18 protein-coding genes are annotated in these 18,159 nt (G+C 68.3%); 3 read left to right on the forward strand and 15 right to left on the reverse strand.

Features of this window, described 5'->3' with window-relative positions; genetic code table 11:
* Positions 1-22: 22 nt before the first annotated feature.
* Positions 23-1,267, forward strand: coding sequence for a PucR family transcriptional regulator (locus tag BS329_RS35650; protein ID WP_076167220.1), 1,245 nt, complete (start codon positions 23-25; stop codon positions 1,265-1,267).
* A 434-nt stretch (positions 1,268-1,701) separates the two neighbouring features.
* Here BS329_RS35650 and BS329_RS35655 read toward each other — a convergent pair whose 3' ends face one another.
* The 12 genes from BS329_RS35655 to BS329_RS35710 all read right to left on the reverse strand — a co-directional run bounded on the left by BS329_RS35655 (position 1,702) and on the right by BS329_RS35710 (position 13,676).
* Complete coding sequence (locus tag BS329_RS35655) at positions 1,702-2,352, reverse strand: hypothetical protein (protein ID WP_143253327.1); 651 nt, start codon at positions 2,350-2,352, stop codon at positions 1,702-1,704.
* An 11-nt stretch (positions 2,353-2,363) separates the two neighbouring features.
* Positions 2,364-2,867: a hypothetical protein gene (locus BS329_RS35660; RefSeq protein WP_076167262.1), complete on the reverse strand. Its 504-nt coding sequence runs from the start codon at positions 2,865-2,867 to the stop codon at positions 2,364-2,366.
* A 5-nt stretch (positions 2,868-2,872) separates the two neighbouring features.
* Positions 2,873-3,973: an MCE family protein gene (locus BS329_RS35665; protein WP_076167222.1), complete on the reverse strand. Its 1,101-nt coding sequence runs from the start codon at positions 3,971-3,973 to the stop codon at positions 2,873-2,875.
* The gene (locus BS329_RS35670) at positions 3,973-4,956 is read right to left on the reverse strand and encodes an MCE family protein (RefSeq protein ID WP_076167224.1); all 984 of its coding nucleotides are present in this window, start codon (positions 4,954-4,956) and stop codon (positions 3,973-3,975) included. Before BS329_RS35670 ends, BS329_RS35665 begins: the two co-directional genes overlap by 1 nt.
* A complete protein-coding gene (locus BS329_RS35675) occupies positions 4,953-5,957 on the reverse strand; it encodes an MCE family protein (RefSeq protein WP_076167225.1) in 1,005 nt (334 codons plus the stop codon). The genes BS329_RS35670 and BS329_RS35675 overlap by 4 nt, the downstream gene beginning before the upstream one ends.
* Positions 5,957-6,967: an MCE family protein gene (locus BS329_RS35680; RefSeq protein ID WP_244197421.1), complete on the reverse strand. Its 1,011-nt coding sequence runs from the start codon at positions 6,965-6,967 to the stop codon at positions 5,957-5,959. The genes BS329_RS35675 and BS329_RS35680 overlap by 1 nt, the downstream gene beginning before the upstream one ends.
* A complete protein-coding gene (locus tag BS329_RS35685; RefSeq protein ID WP_076167227.1) occupies positions 6,964-7,977 on the reverse strand; it encodes an MCE family protein in 1,014 nt (337 codons plus the stop codon). The genes BS329_RS35680 and BS329_RS35685 overlap by 4 nt, the downstream gene beginning before the upstream one ends.
* Entirely contained in the window at positions 7,974-9,197 is a 1,224-nt protein-coding gene (locus BS329_RS35690; RefSeq protein WP_076167228.1) for an MCE family protein, read from the reverse strand. Before BS329_RS35690 ends, BS329_RS35685 begins: the two co-directional genes overlap by 4 nt.
* Positions 9,194-10,033, reverse strand: a complete 840-nt coding sequence (locus tag BS329_RS35695) for an MlaE family ABC transporter permease (protein WP_007033208.1) — start codon at positions 10,031-10,033, stop codon at positions 9,194-9,196. The genes BS329_RS35690 and BS329_RS35695 overlap by 4 nt, the downstream gene beginning before the upstream one ends.
* Before the next feature lie 4 nt (positions 10,034-10,037).
* The gene (locus BS329_RS35700; protein WP_076167230.1) at positions 10,038-10,841 is read right to left on the reverse strand and encodes an MlaE family ABC transporter permease; all 804 of its coding nucleotides are present in this window, start codon (positions 10,839-10,841) and stop codon (positions 10,038-10,040) included.
* A 2-nt stretch (positions 10,842-10,843) separates the two neighbouring features.
* Positions 10,844-11,617 (reverse strand): hypothetical protein, encoded by a 774-nt coding sequence (locus BS329_RS35705; protein WP_143253328.1) that lies wholly within the window; start codon positions 11,615-11,617, stop codon positions 10,844-10,846.
* A gap of 442 nt (positions 11,618-12,059) precedes the next feature.
* Positions 12,060-13,676: a DUF6801 domain-containing protein gene (locus tag BS329_RS35710; RefSeq protein WP_076167233.1), complete on the reverse strand. Its 1,617-nt coding sequence runs from the start codon at positions 13,674-13,676 to the stop codon at positions 12,060-12,062.
* Between the two features lie 336 nt (positions 13,677-14,012).
* Between BS329_RS35710 and BS329_RS35715 the strand changes: the two genes are divergently transcribed.
* Both BS329_RS35715 and BS329_RS35720 read left to right on the forward strand, forming a co-directional pair.
* The gene (locus tag BS329_RS35715) at positions 14,013-14,957 is read left to right on the forward strand and encodes an ATP-binding cassette domain-containing protein (RefSeq protein ID WP_076167235.1); all 945 of its coding nucleotides are present in this window, start codon (positions 14,013-14,015) and stop codon (positions 14,955-14,957) included.
* Entirely contained in the window at positions 14,954-15,805 is an 852-nt protein-coding gene (locus BS329_RS35720; protein ID WP_076167237.1) for an ABC transporter permease, read from the forward strand. Before BS329_RS35715 ends, BS329_RS35720 begins: the two co-directional genes overlap by 4 nt.
* A gap of 129 nt (positions 15,806-15,934) precedes the next feature.
* Here BS329_RS35720 and BS329_RS35725 read toward each other — a convergent pair whose 3' ends face one another.
* Genes BS329_RS35725 through BS329_RS35735 form a run of 3 tightly spaced genes read right to left on the reverse strand, consistent with a single transcriptional unit; the run spans position 15,935 to position 18,154 of the window.
* A complete protein-coding gene (locus BS329_RS35725) occupies positions 15,935-17,068 on the reverse strand; it encodes a glycosyltransferase (RefSeq protein ID WP_076167238.1) in 1,134 nt (377 codons plus the stop codon).
* Positions 17,065-17,850: an alpha/beta fold hydrolase gene (locus BS329_RS35730; RefSeq protein ID WP_076167240.1), complete on the reverse strand. Its 786-nt coding sequence runs from the start codon at positions 17,848-17,850 to the stop codon at positions 17,065-17,067. Before BS329_RS35730 ends, BS329_RS35725 begins: the two co-directional genes overlap by 4 nt.
* Positions 17,851-17,854: 4 nt before the next feature.
* Positions 17,855-18,154 carry a phosphopantetheine-binding protein gene (locus tag BS329_RS35735; protein ID WP_076167241.1) on the reverse strand — a complete coding sequence of 100 codons (300 nt, stop codon included), beginning with the start codon at positions 18,152-18,154 and terminating at the stop codon, positions 17,855-17,857.
* Positions 18,155-18,159 lie beyond the last annotated feature (5 nt).

An 18,159-nucleotide genomic window follows, 5' to 3' on the forward strand; every position in this document is an offset into this window, starting at 1 on the left:
CCACTCACAACGAGGTGACGAGGTGACCCGACCGCAGGATGGCCGCAGCGGGGTCGAAGCGACGTACGGCCCGCTCCTCACGCCCGCTCGACCGGGCGGGACGAGCGGGCGCCCCGTCCAGCTCTGGGCGCTGCTGCCGAGAGAGCTGGCGACCGTGTTCCGGCCGGTGCTGGCCGACGTGGCCGGGGAGGTGGTCCGCGAGATCCAGCGGACCATCCCCGACTACGCGCGGCCACTGGACGGCGCGTTCGGGAAGTCGCTCAAAACCGGCGTCCAGATGGCGTTCCTGCAATTCCTGGAGCGGATCGGGAACCCGGAGGCGCCTTCGGAAGACCGCCGGAACGTATTCCTGAGCCTGGGTGTCCAGGAGTTCCACCAGGGCCGCAACGTCGACGTCCTTCAGGCCGCGTACCGCGTCGGGGCCAGGGTGACCTGGCGCCGGGTGGCCGACGCCGGCCGACGCGCGGGCGTACCTTCGGCGACGCTGTGCCTGCTCGCGGAAGCCATCTTCGCCTACATCGACGAGCTGTCGGCGCTGTCGGTCGAGGGCCACGCGGAGGCGCGGGAAAAGGCCGCGGGCGCGCTGGAACGCCGTCGGCACCGGCTCATGGAACTCCTGCTCGCCGACCCGCCATCCCCACCCGAACTGGTCAAGAACGCCGCCGATCTCGCCCGATGGCAGTTGCCGGACCTCTTGGTGGCCGTCGCACTCGACCAGCCGTCGGACGAAGTTCCAGCGGCTGCTTCGAACGCGCTGGCCGACTTCGAGAGCACCTCCCCTTGTCTGCTGCTGCCCGCTCCGGAACCGGACAAGCGAGAACAATTCGCCGAAGACCTGGCAGGCTGGCGGGCCGCGATCGGCCCCGCCGTCCCACCCGCCTTCGCGGCCCGTTCCCTGCGGGCCGCGCGAGAGGCCCTGCGACTCGTCGAGTCCGGCGGACTCGCCGACGAACCCGTGACATGGTGCGTCGACCATCTTTCGCGCCTCTGGCTGCTCAAGGAACCCTTCTTGGCCACCGAGCTGGTCCGGGAACGCCTCGGGCCGCTGGCCGCGCTGACCGGGAAGCAGCATTCGAGGCTGGCCGGGACCCTGCTGGCGTGGCTGGAGACGTGTGGGAACGTCCGCGAGGTGGCGGAACGCCTCGCGGTGCACCCGCAGACGGTGCGGTCCCGCGCTCAGGAACTGGAGGCGCTGTTCTCGGACGGACTCCGGGATCCCGAGCGGCGGTTCGAGATGATCCTGGCTTTGCGGGCCGCCCCCTCTTGAGGACCGCTTTCGTGCGTGGGCTTCCCTCGGCTCAGCCGCCGGGGGGTTGGCGCAAGTAGGCGACTACTTGCGTGAGCCGGGGCCGGTCACCCGAGCACGCCAGGTTTCCCCAATGTCGCATTGGGGTCGCTCAGTGCCTCCAATGTGGCATTGGGGACACTCGGCTCAGGGCTGGGAGTGTCTTGGGGAACAAGGCACAACGGCGCCGCGTGAAGGTCCCCTTCACGCGGCTCAGCCGCGGAAACTCGACCTTCACACCTTCGCCAGCCTGACGTCCTGAAGGGACCCTTTGAGACGTTGAGCATCTAAAGGTGGCCTTCAGAACGCTTAGCGAGCGGCCCAAGCGGCGAAGGCCTCCTTCCCTACCTTGAGAGCAGGAAGGAGGCCTTCACGGAACGACAGCACCAGCAAGTAGGCGACTACTTGCGGAAGCGCTAAGCGGCGGCCAGGGTGGTCACCCGCCACCGTCCCTCGGCCCGCTCCGCGGTCACGCTCAGCTGGGCCGCACCGGTGCTCCGCTGCCCGTCCCCTCGCACCCCGGTCTGGTCAAGGAACACCAGCAGCGACGCCCGATCCCCGTCGAGGATCTTGACACCCGACACCACCGGAGTCGAGGTCACCACCAGCTTCTGTTCCGCGGCCAGGCTCCGGACCTGCGCGAACAGCTGGTCGTACTGCCCCAGTGCCTGCCCGGTCAGCACCTCTTTCGCGGCCTGTTCGCTCTTGGCGGGATCGTCGTGGCGGTAGGAGAAGACCGTGCCGAGCGCCTTGCCGACCTGGTCGCTCACCTCGGCGGTCGTGGCGACGTCGGTCAGGGCGGTGTTGTGCGTCAGTACCGCCGTGGCATCCCGCGCCTCGATCGCGAACCACCCCGCCAGGCCCGCCATCACCACCGCGACCGCGCCGAACACCAAGAGCGCCCGCCGACGCACAGGCTCGACAGCTTCGTCGGCAGCCTCTTCAGCGGGCTCCGCGACCTCTTCCTCGGCTTCAGGAGACGGCTCGAGGACACGGACGCTCCCGCCCATTTTCCCGGCCACCTTCACACCGCGCCGTACGGGTTTGACGGCTCGTTTCGTGGTCATTCCGTCCTCCGTCAGGGCTTTCCGGTGTCGGTCACCGGCACCTGGCCGAGCGACGTCACGCGCCACCCGTCCGGCGTCCGGTTCAGGCCGGCGCGGAACCGGTTGTGCTTGGTCACGGCTTCCCCGCCGTCGGGCCGGACCTCGAGTTCGACCGAGGCGATCACCTCGGCGGTCCCGCCGCCGCTGTCCACTTCGGTCACCGCGGCATCGACGACCCGGCCGGTGGTGACGGTTTTCGCCTGGCCGATCCGGCCGAGGCCGCCGTCCCGGTCTCGTGCCAGCTCGTCGTGGAGCGCGCCGCCGGTGAGGTTCAGCCAGTTCTGGTAGCCCTGTTCGGCCTGTCGATAGTCCAAAGTGGTCAGAGCGGCGACCGCTTGCCTGCCCACCTGCAACGCGTCTTCGCGGACCGTGGCCCGCGCGACGGCGTCGTCTCTCCCGGCGTCCCACCAGGAGTAGCCGAACCAGGCCGCCAGGGCCGTGGCCACCGCCGCGAGCAGGGCAGCGATACGAGTCATGACCTTCACCTTCCCGGCACGTTCTGCGAGCCGCGCACGTTCGTCGGGTTGCCCTTCGGCAAGGCGCAGCGCGCCGCGGTGTTCAACGGACGTGCCGAAGTGTCGAGGCCGTCGCGATATCCGGTTCCGTAGCCGGTGACGCACGGCGGCGGGTCGAAGAACGTCAGCGACAGGCCGACGTGCGCGCCGTCCGGGCCCATGATCGCGTGGCCGGCGGCGACCGCCTTCGGCGCGGTGACCAGCAGTTGTTCGAGGCCGTCCTGCCGTGCTTCCAGGACGTCCGCGGTGGTCAGCAGGTTCGCCAGCAGGATGCCGAGGCTCGGGCCGGTCTCCCGCAGCAGTGTGCTGACCTCGTTCGCCGCCGCCGGCACGGCCGGGATCAGCCGTCGCAGATCCCCGTCCGAACTCTTCAGTGTCGCGGCGAGCAGTTTCGCGTTCGCGCCGAACGAGCGGATCGCGTCCGCCTGTGAGACCTGGGTGTCGAGCACGGTCTGGGCGTCGGTCACGAACCTGGTCAGCGGGCCGACGTGCGCGCTGGCCTCCCGCACGAATTCGATCCCCCGCCCGACGAGCTGGTCCAGCGCCGGGCCCGCGTCGGACGTCGCGTTGTACAGCTCGTCGACCACGGTTCGCAGGGCGGGTTTCGGCACCGAGTTGGCGAACGAGTCCACACTGGACAGCACGACGTCCACCGGCAGCGGGATCTTCGTGTCCGCCTGGCTGATCACCGAACCGTCCCGCAACATGGCGCCGTCGCCGCGACGCGGCCGCAGATCCACGAACTGCTCGCCCACGGCGGACCGGTTGGCGACGACCGCTTCGGTGTCCGCGGGCACTTGCGGGCTGTCCGGCTCGATGTCGAGATCCACCTCCATCCCGGAGGCGGTGAGCCGCAGTTCACCGACCCGGCCGATCGGCACGCCGCGATAGGTGACCTCGGCGTTGCTGAAGATGCCGCCACCGGTCGCGAGCCGCACTTTGACGGTGTAACCGCGGTCGAGTACCAGCTTGTCCAGCCCCGCGTACGTCGCGCCGACGTACGCGACACCGAGGACGGCGATGACCACGAAGACCACCAACTGGCCGCGGACGAACTTGGTCAGCATCAGCGACCACCACTGTTCTTGAAGGTCAGGAAAGTGTTCAGGTAGTCGCCGCGGATGGCCTCCAGCGCGGCGTCGGGGAATGGGAAGGTGAAGATCATCTCCATCGCCTTCGGCAGCTTGTCCCCGGAGTCGGCCAGCTTGCGCAAGAAGGGTTCGAGCGCTTTCAGATCCGCGACGAGGTCGTCCTTGCTGCGGTTCACCGTGTCGACCGCGACCGAGGTGAGCCCGTCCAACGACTTCAGCATCCCGACGAGCGCCTGACGCTGCTGGTTCAGTACCTCGATGCCGGGCGTGAGCCCGTTCAGCGTCGCCTTGATCTCCTCGGTGTTCGCGTTCAGCGTCGCCGCGAGCTTGTTGACGCTCTCGATGGCCCGGGTGATCTCGGCCTTGTGCTCGTCGAGCCCTCGTACGAATGTGTCCAAATTGGACAAGAGACTGCGTGCCGCGCTTTCCTTGCCGCCGAGCGCGTCGTTGAGTTCGCGGGTGATGTTCTGCACCTGCGCGACGCCTCCACCGTTGAGCAGCAGGGAAAGCGCGCCGAAGACCTCCTCTATCTCCGGGGTCAGCGACGAACTGGCCAGCGGGATGACCGCGCCGTCGGTGAGCCGCCCGCTCGGGGTCCCGTCGTCCGGCGGTGCGAGTTCGACGAACTTCTCGCCGAGGATGCTCGCCTGCCGCAGTCGCGCGACCGCGTTGGCTGGCAGGTCCACGTCCCCGTTGAGCAGCAGCCCGACCACCGCGCTGCGCCCGTCCGGCGCCAGGTCGACCGTCCGTACCTGGCCGACCGGGACGTCGTTGACCTTCACCCCGGACTGCGGCACGAGGTCCAGCACGTTGGTGAAACTCGCCGTGACGTGGATCGGCCGGTCGCCCAGCGCGGCGCCACCCGGCAACGGGATGTCGTAGACGTCGACGCCGCCGCTACAGCCGGTGGCCGCCAGCGTCAGGGCCAGCATCGCCGCGCATTTGTGCCGGGACTTCATTTCGCCCCCGAGAATTCGGTGAGGTTTCCTCGGCCGTCCAACGTTCCCGCGTCCTGGTTGTACGCGCCGAGCACGTTCGCCAGCGCGTTCGGCGCGGCGTCGAGTGCCTCGCTCAGAGACGCCTTCTGCTGGCTCAGCACCTTGGTGATCTCCGCGAGTTTGTCCACATCGGACTTCACCTTGCCCCGGTTGTCCTTGATGAAGCCCTGCACGACGCTGAGCGCCTCGGTGAGTTCGGTCATCGCGCCGGAGAACTGGTCGCGCTGATCGGCCAGGATCTTGCTGATCGAGGAAATCTGCTGGATCGCCTCCTTCACCCGGCCGTCGTTCGACGCGAGCATCGCGGTGAACTTGCTGATGTTGTCGACGGAGTTGAACAGATCGTCCTTGGAATCGCTGGCCGTCCTGGCGAACTCGCCGAGGTTCTTGATCGCCTCGCCGAGTTTGCCGCCGTTGCCGTCGAGGTAGGTCGCGGCCTTGGTCAGCACGTCGCTGACGGCGCCGTCCTTGTTGGCGCCCTTCGGACCCAGCGCGGTCATCAGCTGGTTGAGGCTGCCCAGGAGTTCGTCGACCTCGACCGGGGTCACCGTGCGCTCGGGCGGGATCCGGGCGTCGCCGCCCAGCTCCGGCCCGCCGACGTACACCGGCGTGAGCTGCACGTACCGGTCGGCGACCAGGCTCGGCGTGATCACGACGGCGCCGACGTCGGCGGGCAGCTTGACGTCCGGCCGGACCGTCATGGTCACCTCGACGTTCGTACCCCGCGGCTCGACCTTGGTCACCGAACCGATCGGGACACCGAGCACGCGCACCTCGGTGTTCGGGTAGACCCCGACGGTCGCGGTGAAGTAGCCGGTCAGGAGGCGGTCGGCCTGCCGGGTCAGCAGTGGCCAGGCCGCCGTCACGAGCAGCCCCGCGACGACGGCGACCGCGAGCCGCCGCACCCAGGCCCGGCGCCGGGCGTGCGCCCCGAGATCGGACAACGTGAAGTGGCGCCCCATCAGCGTCCCCCGTTCCTCGAAGGCATACAGCTACCCGGAGTGCTTCCGGTCGGGACGAGCCCGCAGATATAGGTGTCGATCCAGCGGCCGTTGCCGACCGCGTTGCCGAGCAGCCGGTAGAAGGGTCCGGCGAGCCGCAGGCTTTCGCTGAGCTTGTCCTGGTTGCGTTGCAGCACGGTGGCGACGCGGTCGAGCTGGTCGAGCGCGGGACCGAGCGTCTTCTGGTTGTCCGCCACGAGTCCCTTGAGTTGCACCGACAGGTTCTTCACGCCGCTGAACAGCTTCGCGATGGCGTCCTTGCGGGCGTTCAGCTCCGTGAGCAGGGTGTTGCCGTCGCGGATCAGCGCCTCGATCTGCTGCGACCGGTCGCCGAGCGTCTGGGACACCTTGTTCGTGTTCTCGAACAGTTTCACCAGCTCCTGGTCGCGGGACGCGAGCGTCTTGGACAGGGCGGTGATGCCGTCGAAGGCGGTCCGGACGTCCTGTGGTGTGGAGGCGCCGAGCGTTTCCGACATCGTCCCGAAAGCCTTCGCCAGCTGATCTGTGTCGATCGCGCCGACGGTGTTCGCGAGGTCGTTGAACACCGTGGTGACGTCGTACGGGGAACTCGTGCGCTGCACCGGGATCGGCTCGTCCGGGTCAAGTTCCGCGTTGCCGACCGGGTCGATGACCAGGTTCTTCTGCCCCAGCAACGTCTTGATCTTGATCGCGGCGGTGGTGCGGTTGCCGACCCAGGTGTCCTTGACCCGGAACAGGACCTTGACGCGGCCGCCGTCCAGCAGGACCTCGGAGACCTCGCCGACTTTCACCCCGGCGACCCGGACTTCGTCGTTGCGCTTGAGCCCGGCGGCTTCGGTGAACTCGGCCGCATACGTGACACCGCCGCCGACCAGCGGGAGATCGTCGGAGAAGAACACCGCCGAGCCGGCCGCGGCCATCAGCACCGCCGTGACGGTGCCGACGACGATCGGGTTGCGGCTGCGGAAGGGCTTGATCCTTGGCGCTTTCACCGGCACCGTCCTTGGGTCAGCGGGATGCCGACCGGCGGGCCGCCGGGGGCGGGCCGCGCGTCCGATTTCACCGAGCACAGGTAGAAGTTGAACCACGAGCCGTACGAGACCATCGCGCCCATGCGGTCCAGCTTCTTCGGCAGGTTCGTCAGGAACTGTTCGAACACCGGGGTGTTGTCGGCGAGGTTCTTGGACAGGTCGCCGAGGGTGGTGATGCTGGTCTTCAGCGGCGCCCGGCCGTCCTGGAGCAGATCCGCGGTGGCGGTGGTCAATTCGCCGAGGCCGCCGATCGCCTGCCCGATGGGTTTCGCGTCCCCGGCGAGCCCGGAGACCAGTTGCGCGGTGACGTCGACGAGTTTGTCGAACTGGTCGCCCTGGGAGTTGAGCGTGTCGAGCACCGTGTTGAGGTTCCCGACCACCTCGCCGATCACCTTGTCCTTGCCCGCCAACGTGCTCGTCAGTGACGCGGTGTGCCCGAGCAGGCTGTCGATGGTGCTCCCTTCCCCCTGCAGCACCTGGACGATCTCGAAGGACAACTGGTTGACGTCGTTCGGCGACAGCGCCTGGAACAGCGGTTTGAACCCGTTGAACAACGCCGTGAGATCCAGTGCGGGCCGTGTCCGCTCGGGCGGGATCAGCGCGCCCTCGCCGAGGACGGCCGGGCCGTCCGGGCCGGGGTCGATCGAGAGATACCGCTGGCCGACGAGGTTGCGGTACCGGATGGTGACCGTGGCTCCCGAGGTGAGACGGCGCTTGTTCTCGATCGAGAACCGCACGTCCGCCCATCGCCGTTCGACCACCCCGATCGAGTCCACCTGGCCGATCCGGACACCGGACATCCGGACCTCGTCGCCGGGGTTCACCGACGTCGCGTCGGTGAACCTGGCCGTGTAGCCGACCGTCGTGCCGACCCCGGAGTTGGCGATGGTGATGGCCAGGATCCCGGTCGCCACCGCGGTGATCACGAAGAAGATCAGGCCCTTGATCGCCGGGCTCGCGACACCCCTCATCGGACGGTCACCTCCGTTCCACGCAACGCCGGGCCCACGAGCACGCTGCTCCAGTCCGGGACCTCGGCCGGTTTCATTCCGAGCGACGGCGCCATGATCTCGGCGACCAGCCCTCGCTCCCCCTTCGAATTGGCCGGGCCGAGGTCCCCATCGGCGGCGAAAGCGACCGTCGCCGAAGTCGTGCCCCCGCCGTAGCAGCGCGGCCCGCCCTTCTGGTCGAACCGCGGATCGTCCCGGCCCGGCACGTACTTGTCCCGGGGATCGTGGACCGACAGCGTCACATGCAGCCCCGGTTCACCGGTTCCCTTGCCCAAGGCCTTCTCCATCACCGGTTTGAGCCGGTTCACCGCGTCGAAGAGGCACGGGAACTCGGGCGAATAGCGAGACAGCAGTTCCAGTGTCGGCCTGCTCTTCACGCTGACGCCGATGATGTTGTCCTTGTTCTGCACCAGGAACTTGTTCAGGTCGCCACTCGCGGCGGTGACACTGGAGTACAGCTTGTCGAGATCCGCACGAGTGTCCACAATGGTCTTCGCGGTGGTGGAGAGATCCGAGAGGGCCTTGAGGATGTCCGGCGCGGCACCGGTGTAGAGGTCGGCCACGTCGGCGAGACCACTGATGTCCGCCTTGAACTGCGGCATCAGCGGGTTCACCTGACCGAGGAGGTCGTTCAGCTGGACGATGCTGTCCCCCAAGGACTTCCCGCGATTGTCGAGCGCGAGCGAGATCGCGCCGAGCGAACTGTTGAGCTTCTGCGGCTGCACCGCCCGCAGCAGCGGCAGCAGATCGCCGAGGACCCGTTCCAGTTCGATCGCGTTGGCCGATCGGTCCTGGGTGATGACGTCGCCGTCCCGCAGCGAGCCGCCCTCGGGCCGCTCCGGGAGCACGAGGTTGACGTAGCGCTCGCCGAACACCGTCTTCGGCAGCAGCCGGGCCGAGATGTTGCGCGGTAACTGATCGATCTTCGCCGGGTCGATGGCGAGATCGACCTCGACGCCTTCCGCGCTCCCCCGCACCGCCCTGACCTCGCCGAACGGGACGCCGCGGACCTTGACCTCGGCGGGCGGGGCCAGCTGGTTGCCGACGCGGTCGGTCTTGAGCGTGACCAGTTCCGCGCGGTCGAAGTCCTTGTTGAAGATGGCGACGGCGAGCCAGCCCAGCAGCACCAGGATGACGAGGAAGATCACCCCGGCCGCCTGCGTCCGTGCCCGCGCGGTCATCCGGAGACCTTCACCGTCGTGGTGGCGCCCCAGATCGCGAGGCTGAGGAACAGGTCGAGCACGCTGATCAGCACGATCGACGTCCGCACGGCGCGGCCGACCGCGACCCCGACGCCCGCCGGGCCGCCCGCGGCGCGATAGCCGTAGAAGCAGTGCGTGAGGATGACGCCGACGCTGAACACCAGGACCTTGCCGAACGACCACAGGACGTCTTCAGGCGGTAAGAACAAGGAGAAGTAGTGGTCGTAGGTTCCGCCGGATTGTCCGAAGAAGACCACCGTCGTCACCCGCGAGCCGAGGTAGGAGATCAGCAGTCCGATCACGTAGAGCGGGATGATCGCGATGAACCCGGCCACGATCCGGGTGGTGACGAGGTACGGCATGCTGCGCACGGCCATCACTTCGAGCGCGTCGATCTCTTCGGAGATCCGCATGGCGCCCAGTTGCGCGGTGAATCCGGCGCCGACAGTCGCGGACAGCGCGAGACCCGCCGAGAGCGGCGCGATCTCGCGGGTGTTGAAGTACGCGGTGAGGAAGCCGGTCATCGCGGAGATGTTGATCTGGTTGAGCGCGCTGAAACCCTGTAGTCCCACCGTGATCCCGGTGAACACGCACAGACCGACCATCACGCCGACGGTGCCGCCGATCACCGCCAGCGCCCCGCTGCCGAAGGTCACCTCGGCGAGCAGGCGCACCACTTCGCGGAAATAGCGGGTGACGGCCATCGGGATCGCCGCGAGCGCGCGGATGTAGAACAGCAACTGGTCGCCCAGCTCGAAAAGACTGTTGCCGGGGCGTTTGAACGCTTCGCGGGCCCGTTCGGGGACGCTGGTCACGGGATCAGGTTCCCTTCGCCGGGACGAGTTGCAGGTACAGCGCGGTCAGGATGGTGTTGACGAAGAACAGGAGCAGGAACGTGATCACCACCGACTGGTTGACGACATCGCCGACGCCCTTGGGGCCACCTCTCGGGTTCAGCCCCCGGTAGGCCGCGACGACACCGGCGAGAAAACCGAAGATGAACGCCTTGATCGAGCTGACGACGAGGTCGGGAAGCTGGGCCAGCGCGTTGAAGCTCGCGAGGTACGCACCCGGCGTGCCGCCCTGCACGATGACGTTGAAGAAGTAGCCGCCGAGAACACCGACGACACTGACCAAACCGTTGAGCAGCACCGAAACCCCGATGGCGGCCTGCACCCGCGGCACGATCAGCCGATGAATCGGCGACACGCCGAGCACCTCCATCGCGTCGATCTCCTCGCGGATGGTGCGGGCGCCGAGATCCGCGCAGATCGCCGAACCACCCGCGCCCGCGATGATCAGCGTCGTCACGATCGGGCTGGCCTGTTGCACGACGGCGAGGACACTCGCGGCGCCGTTGAACTGCTGCGCGCCGATCTGGCTCGTGAGCGAACCGAGTTGCAGCGAGATGACCGCGCCGAACGGGATCGACACGAGGATCGCCGGCGTGATCGACACACTGGCGATGAACCAGAACTGCTGGATGAACTCGCGGACCTGCACCGGGCGGCGGAACATCGCGAGGACGACGTCGAGCCCCATGGCGCACATGCGCCCGAATTCGCGCAACCCCGCGGCGGCCTTCTCCGGGGCGCGGACGAGCAAGGTGACGGGATTGGCCATCGTCAGGCTCCGCATCCGTTGGGAGGCCCGCCCGAGCCGACACACCGCAGCTTGAGGTTGGTGACCAGGGTGTTGCCCGGTCCGGCCACCAGACCGGTGAGCAGCGGGCTCAGCTCCTCACGGACCCCGCAACCGGTGAATCCAGGAGTGGAGAAGGTGCTGGTGACCTTCACCGGCGGGGCGGGGAACGCGAGCGGCACCAGCGCCTTGATGTTCACCGCGGCCGACTGCGCGGTGCGGCAGTTCGGGCCGACGTCGAGCACCTTGCCGTCCACTTTGACGTTGGAAAGCTTGATGAACACCTTGTTCGTGACGTCGGTGTCCGCGCAGATGGAGGTACCGACCGCTTTGCAGTCGCCCTTGGCGCCGGTCTTCACGAGGACGGTCCCGGTGGCGTCGCCGTCCGGGATGAGTTCGACGTCGCCGGTGGCGGGCATGAACCGGAACGACACGAAATAGCTCGACGTCGGCGGGATGGCGAGCTTACCGGTGATCGGCACCCTGCCGGTGAAGCCGAGGATCGTGCCGTCGAACCGGCCCTGCGGGAACGTGATGTCCGAACCGAGTTTCGCGACCCGGCTCGTCGTGGGCTGTTGTTCGTCGCCGACGTAGAACCCGAACTTCAGCCCGGCTTGCGCGGCGGACGGCGACTGTTCGGGTTCGGCCTGCCGTGCCGGCGCGGGAGCGGCCGAGGCGGAAGCCAGCGAAAGCGCCCCCAGCCCCAGCATCGCCGGGAGCAGGAAGGCGCGTAGAACGCGCCCGGTCATCACTGACATTCGGGCTTCCTCACTTCGACTTCTCCGGCCGAACGGCCAACTCGTGCAGCACGCTACTGGCGGAAGATCGGGGAAACAAGCAATGGGGGATTTTAGGTTTCAGGGGGCGTAATTCTTGTTACGGGCGTAACTGTTCCGATGTACTGAGGAGGGGCGGCAAGTGATAGTTTTCTTCGCCACTCGCGGGCCGTGAGTGGCGATTCGGGTTAAAGCCGACCGTGCCTTAGGTACCTACTGGATTTTGGACGCGGTTGATCGCAGGCTCGGCCCGTGATGCCCAGCGGCTGTGTCGCGAAAGCCACTTTCGGGACATCTGATGTCCCGAAAGTGGCTTTCGCGACACCCGGAAGGGCTGGTGCGGCCCTCGCGACGGCCCGGACCAGTGGGGCCCGAGTGGCGATTCGGGCCGTAACCCGAATCGCCACTCACGATCTTGGTGGGCCTACTTCTTGGTGAGGTTCACTTCCAGGCTGTTCCCGTCACCCGACGCCAGCGCGCTGATCATCGGGGTGAGCAGGCCGCAGCCGCGGAACTGCGGCAGCCTGTACTCCGCCGTCAGCTTGCCGCCCTTCATCGGGTTGAACCCGTGCGACGAAACCAGCGGGATGTCGGCGGGCTGAGCCGTCTTGCACGTCGAACTCGCCAGGATCGGGAATCCGAACAGCCGCACCGTGAGCAGTTTGACGTCAGCCATCGCGGCGGCCTTGACCGCGCCGGCGTTGACGATGCCCGTCACGTCGCCGACCTGGTTGATCTTCACCGTCGCCGAGGCGGGGAAGAAGCCGAGGAAGCGGAACTGCACCGAAGACGGCGGCAGCGACAGCTGACCGGTGAACTTGCCCGACTGGGCGTTCAGTTTCGCGGTGAACTCACCCGGTCCCAGCGGCAGCTTGGCGTTCAGCCCCGCGATGGTGGTCTTGCCCTTGACACCGTAGACGATGGTGGTGTCACCCGGCGGCTGCGTCGTGGTCGGCGCGGTGGTCGGGCTCGTCGGCTGGGTCGTCGGGGTCGGTTCCGTGGTGGGTGTCGTCGGCGTGGTCGTCGGCGTCGGCTCCGTGGTCGGAGTGGTCGGCGTCGTTGTCGGCGTCGGCTCCGTTGTGGGCGTGGTGGGCGTTGTGGGCGTCGTCGTCGGAGTCGGCTCGGTCGTCGGGGTGGTCGGCGTGGTCGTCGGCGTCGGCTCCGTGGTCGGCGTCGTGGGAGTGGTCGGCGTCGTCGGAGTTGGCTCAGTGGTCGGCGTGGTGGGCGTCGTCGGGGTGGTCGGAGTCGGCTCCGTGGTCGGAGTGGTCGGAGTGGTCGGAGTGGTCGGAGTGGTCGGCGTCGTTGTCGGCGTCGGCTCCGTGGTGGGCGTCGTCGGCGTGGTGGGGGTGGTCGGCGTAGTGGGTGTGGTCGGAGTCGTGGGCGTGGTCGGGGTGGTCGGCGTCGTCGTGCCACCGCCGGCGGGCTTGATCTCGAACGTCCCCAGCTGCTGATTCTGTCCCGGCTGGACGACGCAGTCCGACGTGAACGTGCCGAGGTCGGTCGGCTGCCCCTGCGCGTTCTTCGGGGTCATCGTGGTGCTGAAGTTCCCCACCGTCACCGAAGCGGTGCCAGGGCTCGGGAACGTGACGGCGGGCGCCTTACCGCTGGTCTTGACATGGAAGTCGCCCGACTCCGGTACCGGCGTGACCGGGATGACCAGCGGCAGCCCGAGGTTCAGCGTCTTGTCGACCGGATACTTCAGCACCGCGGCGGCCTTCGCGCTGCCCTCGATGGTGGTGGCGCCGACGAGGGTGAGTCCCGCGGTCGCGTCCGCCGGAACGGTGACGTCGACGTCGAACGTGATCGGGGTGGAGGTCTTCCCGGCCACGGCGTCGTCCGGCAGGACGGTGTCGATCTTCACGACCAGGGTCTGGTCGCCGATCAGCGGGAACGGGCAGGTGTACTTCAACGTCAGCGACGCCGGCGCCGCCTCGCTCATACCCGCGCCGGCGATACCCAGGGTGGCCGCGACGGCGGCCACCGTACCGGCGGCCAAGGCCTGCACGGATCTCTTCGACTTCAGTTTCTGTGGGAACTTCACAACGGTCACTCCCGGGGAATCGGAGAAATTGCGTGACACGGCCGAAACGGCGCCGTCACGAAAGCGGTAAATTACCTCTGCCCACCCGCACCGGCAAGGACACCGAATCCGTCACCTTTTCTTTGTCATCCGCATGCGGTCACGGGTGGAATTCACTGGCATCGGGGCCCGCGCGAAACCACTTCTGTCACCTTCGTCAGCGAAAGGGAACGACAAACTGTCACCTGCGCGTTCTTGTGACGCGTATGAGGAGGACGGCGCCCGGAATTGTCACGCGCGTCCGAAGTCCGTGCCCGTTCATTGCGGCCGTGCCGAAATCCCCGCTACGTTCGGCCAATGGAGCAGGCTGCCATCGAGGTGACCGGCCTCGCCAAGCACTACGGTGAGGTGACCGCACTCGCCGGCGTCAGTCTCCGTGTCGGCCGTGGCACCGTGCTCGCGGTGCTCGGCCACAACGGCGCCGGGAAGACGACGCTCATCGACATCCTCAGCACGCGGGTGAAACCGAGCGGCGGCAGCGCCAAGGTCTGCGGTTTCGACGTCGTCCGCGCCGGGCATCACGTCCGGCGGCGGATCGGGGTCACCGGCCAGTTCGCGGCGGTCGACGACGCGCTCTCCGGCCGCGGCAACCTCGAACTCGTCGCACGGCTGCTGGGCGCGAACCGCCGCCAGGCCAGGGCCCGCGCGGCCGAACTGCTCGCCATGTTCGGCCTCGACGACGCGGCGGACCGGCCCGCGCGCACGTACTCCGGCGGGATGCGGCGGCGGCTCGATCTCGCCGCCGGTCTCGTCGGCTCCCCCGACGTCCTTTTCCTGGACGAGCCGACGACCGGCCTCGACCCGGTCAGCCGCGCGGGGCTCTGGGACGGCGTCGAACGGCTCGCCGCCCAGGGCACCACGGTCGTGCTCACCACGCAGTACCTCGAGGAGGCGGACAGGCTGGCCGATCACGTCATCGTGCTGGGACTGGGGCACGTCACGGTTTCCGGGCGGCCGTCGGAACTGAAGGCCCGGCTCGGGGAACGGACCGCCACGCTGACCTTCGGCACCGACCTCGCCGCCCACCGGGCACTGGCCGCACTGCACCGGCTCGGCATGACCTGCACGACGTCGGCCTCCGGGCTGGTGCTCGGTGTCGCGCTGTCCGGGCCCTCCGACATCACGGTGCTGGTCCGCGCACTCGACACGGCGGGCGCGCCGGTGAAGGACCTCACCGTCGCCGAGCCGACGCTCGACGACGTCTACCTTTCCCTGCACCGGAATCCGGTGGTCTCATCATGACCGAAGCACGGCACCGCGCGCCTTCACCGGTTCTCCTGACCGATCCGGCTTCGTGGCCGCCGAGTACTTTCGCCACCCAGGTCCGCGTCCTCGCCGGGCGCTCGCTGAAAACCGCGTTCGGCGACCGGCGGCTGGTGTTCTTCGGTCTCCTGCAACCGATCGTGCTGCTTCTGTTGTTCAGCCAGGTCTTCAACGGCGTCAGCACGCTGCCCGGTGTCGCGGCCTACCAGGGATACGTGAACTTCCTCGTCCCGGCGACACTGGTGAACATCGCGATGACCACGGCGATGAGTTCGGGCGCCGGTCTGCTCGCGGAGATCTACAGTGGCTTCACCGGCCGCCTTCGCTGCATGCCCATCAGCCTTTCGGCCGTCCTGGTGGCCCGCACCATCTCCGACTCCGCCCGGCTCGCGGTGCAACTGCTGGTGACGGCGCTCGCCAGCGTGCTGCTGCTCGGTTTCCGGCCGACCGGCGGGATTTTCGGTGTCACCGCGGCACTTCTGCTCACTCTCGTCGTGGGCTGGTGCCTGAGCTGGATCTTCGTCGCCATCACGACCTGGCTGCGCAAGGCCGAGACCTTGCAGATGGCGTCCTTCGTGGTCATGTTCCCGCTGATGTTCTCCTCCAGCGCCTACATGCCGCTCGAGACCATGCCGACCTGGCTGCGGGTGGTCTCGGCGATCAACCCGCTGACCTACGCGATCGACGCGACCAGGGCGCTCGCGCTGGGACGGCCGTCGGGCTGGTCGATCCCCGTGTCGCTCGGGATCGCGGCCGTGGCGGCGCTGGCGGGCGGGTGGATCTCGGCGAGGACGTTCCGGTCGCCGCGGGAAGCCCCGCCACGGTGAGATGCCGCACGCATCCAGGCAGCGATCACATCGACGATGTGCGCCTTTAGTCGTGGGGCAGCGCGTGAAGGCCTCCTTCCCTCGGCTGAGCCGAGGGAAGGAGGCCTTCACGCGCTGCCCGGGACGGTCCTAGCGTGGCAGGGACTCCAGGTGGTCCGCGGCGGCCACCACTCCCCCGGCCGCCTCGAACGAAGCCCGCACCCGCGCGGCCGCCGCGGCGTAGGCGGGCTCGGTGAGGACTTCGGTGACCGTGCCGCGGATGTCCGCCGCCTTCACTCGGTCGAAGCGCAGCCGCAATCCGGCCCCGGCGGCCTCGACCTGCTGAGCCAGCATCGACTGGTCGTCCCGGATCGGCGCGATCACCAGCGGCAGCCCGGACGCGAGGGTCTCGCTGACGGTGTTGTGCCCGCCGTGGCAGATCACCGCCGCCGCCTTCCGCACCACTTCCACCTGCGGGATCCGCCTGACAATGAGCACTTCCTCGCTGAGCAGTTCGCCGCATGCGTCGACGACCAGGCCTTGGACCTCGGGCATCCCGGCGAGGGCGTCGACGCATTCGGCCAGGAAGCGGCGGCCGAGAGCGGCGTTGGCGGTGCCGAGGGTGGCGAGGACGAGCGGGCGGCCGTCGAGCCGGTCCCACGAGAAACCCACCGGGGGCGCGGGAGCCAGCGCCGGGCCGACGAACCGGACAGCACCGGCGTCGGCGATCGGTCCGGTCAGCGACACGGTGGTGAAAGCGAGGACGAGGTCCGGGGAAAACCGCAGGTCGCCGCAGGACACCTTGTGCCGTGTCCGGAGGTCTTCCTGCAGCCGGCCGACCCAGGCGGCGATCTTCGGCATGGCGCCGAGCGGATCGCCGAGTTCGGTCGACGTCGACGCCGAGGTCGCCCACGGCAGACCGCGGCGGCTCGCCACCAGGGCGCCCGCGAAGGCCTGTTGGTCGGCGACGACGACGTCGGGCCGGAAGGCGGCCGCCGCTCTCTCGACCCCGGGGACCATCGCGTCCGCGAGTGGCACCAGATACCGTTCCCACAGGAACTTCAGCGCCGCGAAGCCGCGCAGGCCCTCGGGGCGACGCTCCACGGCGAACTCCAGCGCGTCTCCCGCCGCGTACACCCGGCCCGCCCTCGTCAGCTCCGACGTCGTGGGTTCCGGACCGCACCAGGCGACGTCGTGACCGCGGCGCAGGAGTTCGGCGGCCACCGCGCGCAGCGGCGCCACATGCCCGGTGAGCGGCGGGACGACCAGCAGGAACCGGCTCATCCGCGCGGCCTCCCGTGCCGGGAGATCCAGTTCAGCAGCAGCTCCCGCACTTCCCGGTGCTGCTCGACGAGCACCGAATGCCCCTGGCCTTCGAACACGTGCAACTCGCCGCGCGGCAACAAGGAAGTCAGCGCGTCGAGATCGTCGGCCTGGTAGCCGTGACTGCCCAAAATGGACAATACGGGGCAGTCGATCCCCGCCACCTGGTCCAGGGTCAGCAACGGGCCGAGCGGGACCTCCTCGGCCATCGTCGTGGACATGATCCGCTCGGCCGCCATTCTCGCCAGCCGCCGGTGATGGGCGCTGTAGTTGGCCTCGATCCAGTCGAAGCTCTCCTCGACCTTCAAAAACCGCACGGTGTGCTCGAGGATCTGCGCCATCTTGTCCGCCCACAGTTCGGTGGCGGGCTCCGACTCGATGCACACGATGCTGCGCACGCGCTCCGGTTTCGCCACCGCGTAGCTGTACGCGAGGGTGCCGCCGAAACTGTTGCCCACCAGGTGCACCGGCCGATCGAGGTCGAGCTGGGCCAGCAGGTCGTCAAGGTCGGCGATGAAGTCCGCGATCGTGTACCCGCGCTCGGGACGTTCGGTCTTGCCGTGCCCGCGCAGGTCGTAGCTGACCACGTCCACGCCGGCGGCGGCGACCGGCGGGGCCAGCGTGAGGTAGAAGCTCGCCAGGCTGTCCGTGCCCATGCCGTGCAGGAACACCACGGTCTCGGTACCCCCGCCGGGCACGAGGTGCACGTTCGTGCGCAGCCCGTTGACGGTCATCGTCGGCACCGCCTCAGCCCCGTTCGCCGAGGCGGGCGGCCACGTAGTCGGCGATGTCGCCGACCCGCAGTTCGATCACGTCGTCGAGATCCTTCTCCGCCAGGAACTCCGCGAGGTTGACGTGCGCGCCGAAGAACTCGGCGAGGATGCTCGCGAACGTCACCAGGTCGATGCTCTCCAGCTGGAGATCCTCGTGGAAGGTGGTCCGCGGGGTGATCTCGATGCCGAGGACGTCGACGTCCCCCACCAGTTCTCTCAGCAATTCGGCCACGGTGCCGAAGACCGACGCCGGGCTCTGCTGTTCGATCGTCATGCCTG

It is taken from the genome of Amycolatopsis coloradensis (assembly GCF_001953865.1).
Taxonomy (GTDB): Bacteria; Actinomycetota; Actinomycetes; order Mycobacteriales; family Pseudonocardiaceae; genus Amycolatopsis; species Amycolatopsis coloradensis.

Excerpts from the sequence above, each read along its gene's own strand:
- BS329_RS35720 (WP_076167237.1), top strand. The coding sequence starts at position 14,954 with ATGACCGAAGCACGGCACCGCGCGCCTTCACCGGTTCTCCTGACCGAT.
- BS329_RS35685 (WP_076167227.1), bottom strand. The coding sequence starts at position 7,977 with ATGAGGGGTGTCGCGAGCCCGGCGATCAAGGGCCTGATCTTCTTCGTG.
- BS329_RS35705 (WP_143253328.1), bottom strand. The coding sequence starts at position 11,617 with ATGTCAGTGATGACCGGGCGCGTTCTACGCGCCTTCCTGCTCCCGGCG.
- BS329_RS35735 (WP_076167241.1), bottom strand. The coding sequence starts at position 18,154 with ATGACGATCGAACAGCAGAGCCCGGCGTCGGTCTTCGGCACCGTGGCC.
- BS329_RS35725 (WP_076167238.1), bottom strand. The coding sequence starts at position 17,068 with ATGAGCCGGTTCCTGCTGGTCGTCCCGCCGCTCACCGGGCATGTGGCG.
- BS329_RS35715 (WP_076167235.1), top strand. The coding sequence starts at position 14,013 with ATGGAGCAGGCTGCCATCGAGGTGACCGGCCTCGCCAAGCACTACGGT.
- BS329_RS35690 (WP_076167228.1), bottom strand. The coding sequence starts at position 9,197 with ATGACCGCGCGGGCACGGACGCAGGCGGCCGGGGTGATCTTCCTCGTC.
- BS329_RS35675 (WP_076167225.1), bottom strand. The coding sequence starts at position 5,957 with ATGGGGCGCCACTTCACGTTGTCCGATCTCGGGGCGCACGCCCGGCGC.
- BS329_RS35665 (WP_076167222.1), bottom strand. The coding sequence starts at position 3,973 with ATGCTGACCAAGTTCGTCCGCGGCCAGTTGGTGGTCTTCGTGGTCATC.
- BS329_RS35670 (WP_076167224.1), bottom strand. The coding sequence starts at position 4,956 with ATGAAGTCCCGGCACAAATGCGCGGCGATGCTGGCCCTGACGCTGGCG.
- BS329_RS35660 (WP_076167262.1), bottom strand. The coding sequence starts at position 2,867 with ATGACTCGTATCGCTGCCCTGCTCGCGGCGGTGGCCACGGCCCTGGCG.
- BS329_RS35700 (WP_076167230.1), bottom strand. The coding sequence starts at position 10,841 with ATGGCCAATCCCGTCACCTTGCTCGTCCGCGCCCCGGAGAAGGCCGCC.
- BS329_RS35655 (WP_143253327.1), bottom strand. The coding sequence starts at position 2,352 with ATGACCACGAAACGAGCCGTCAAACCCGTACGGCGCGGTGTGAAGGTG.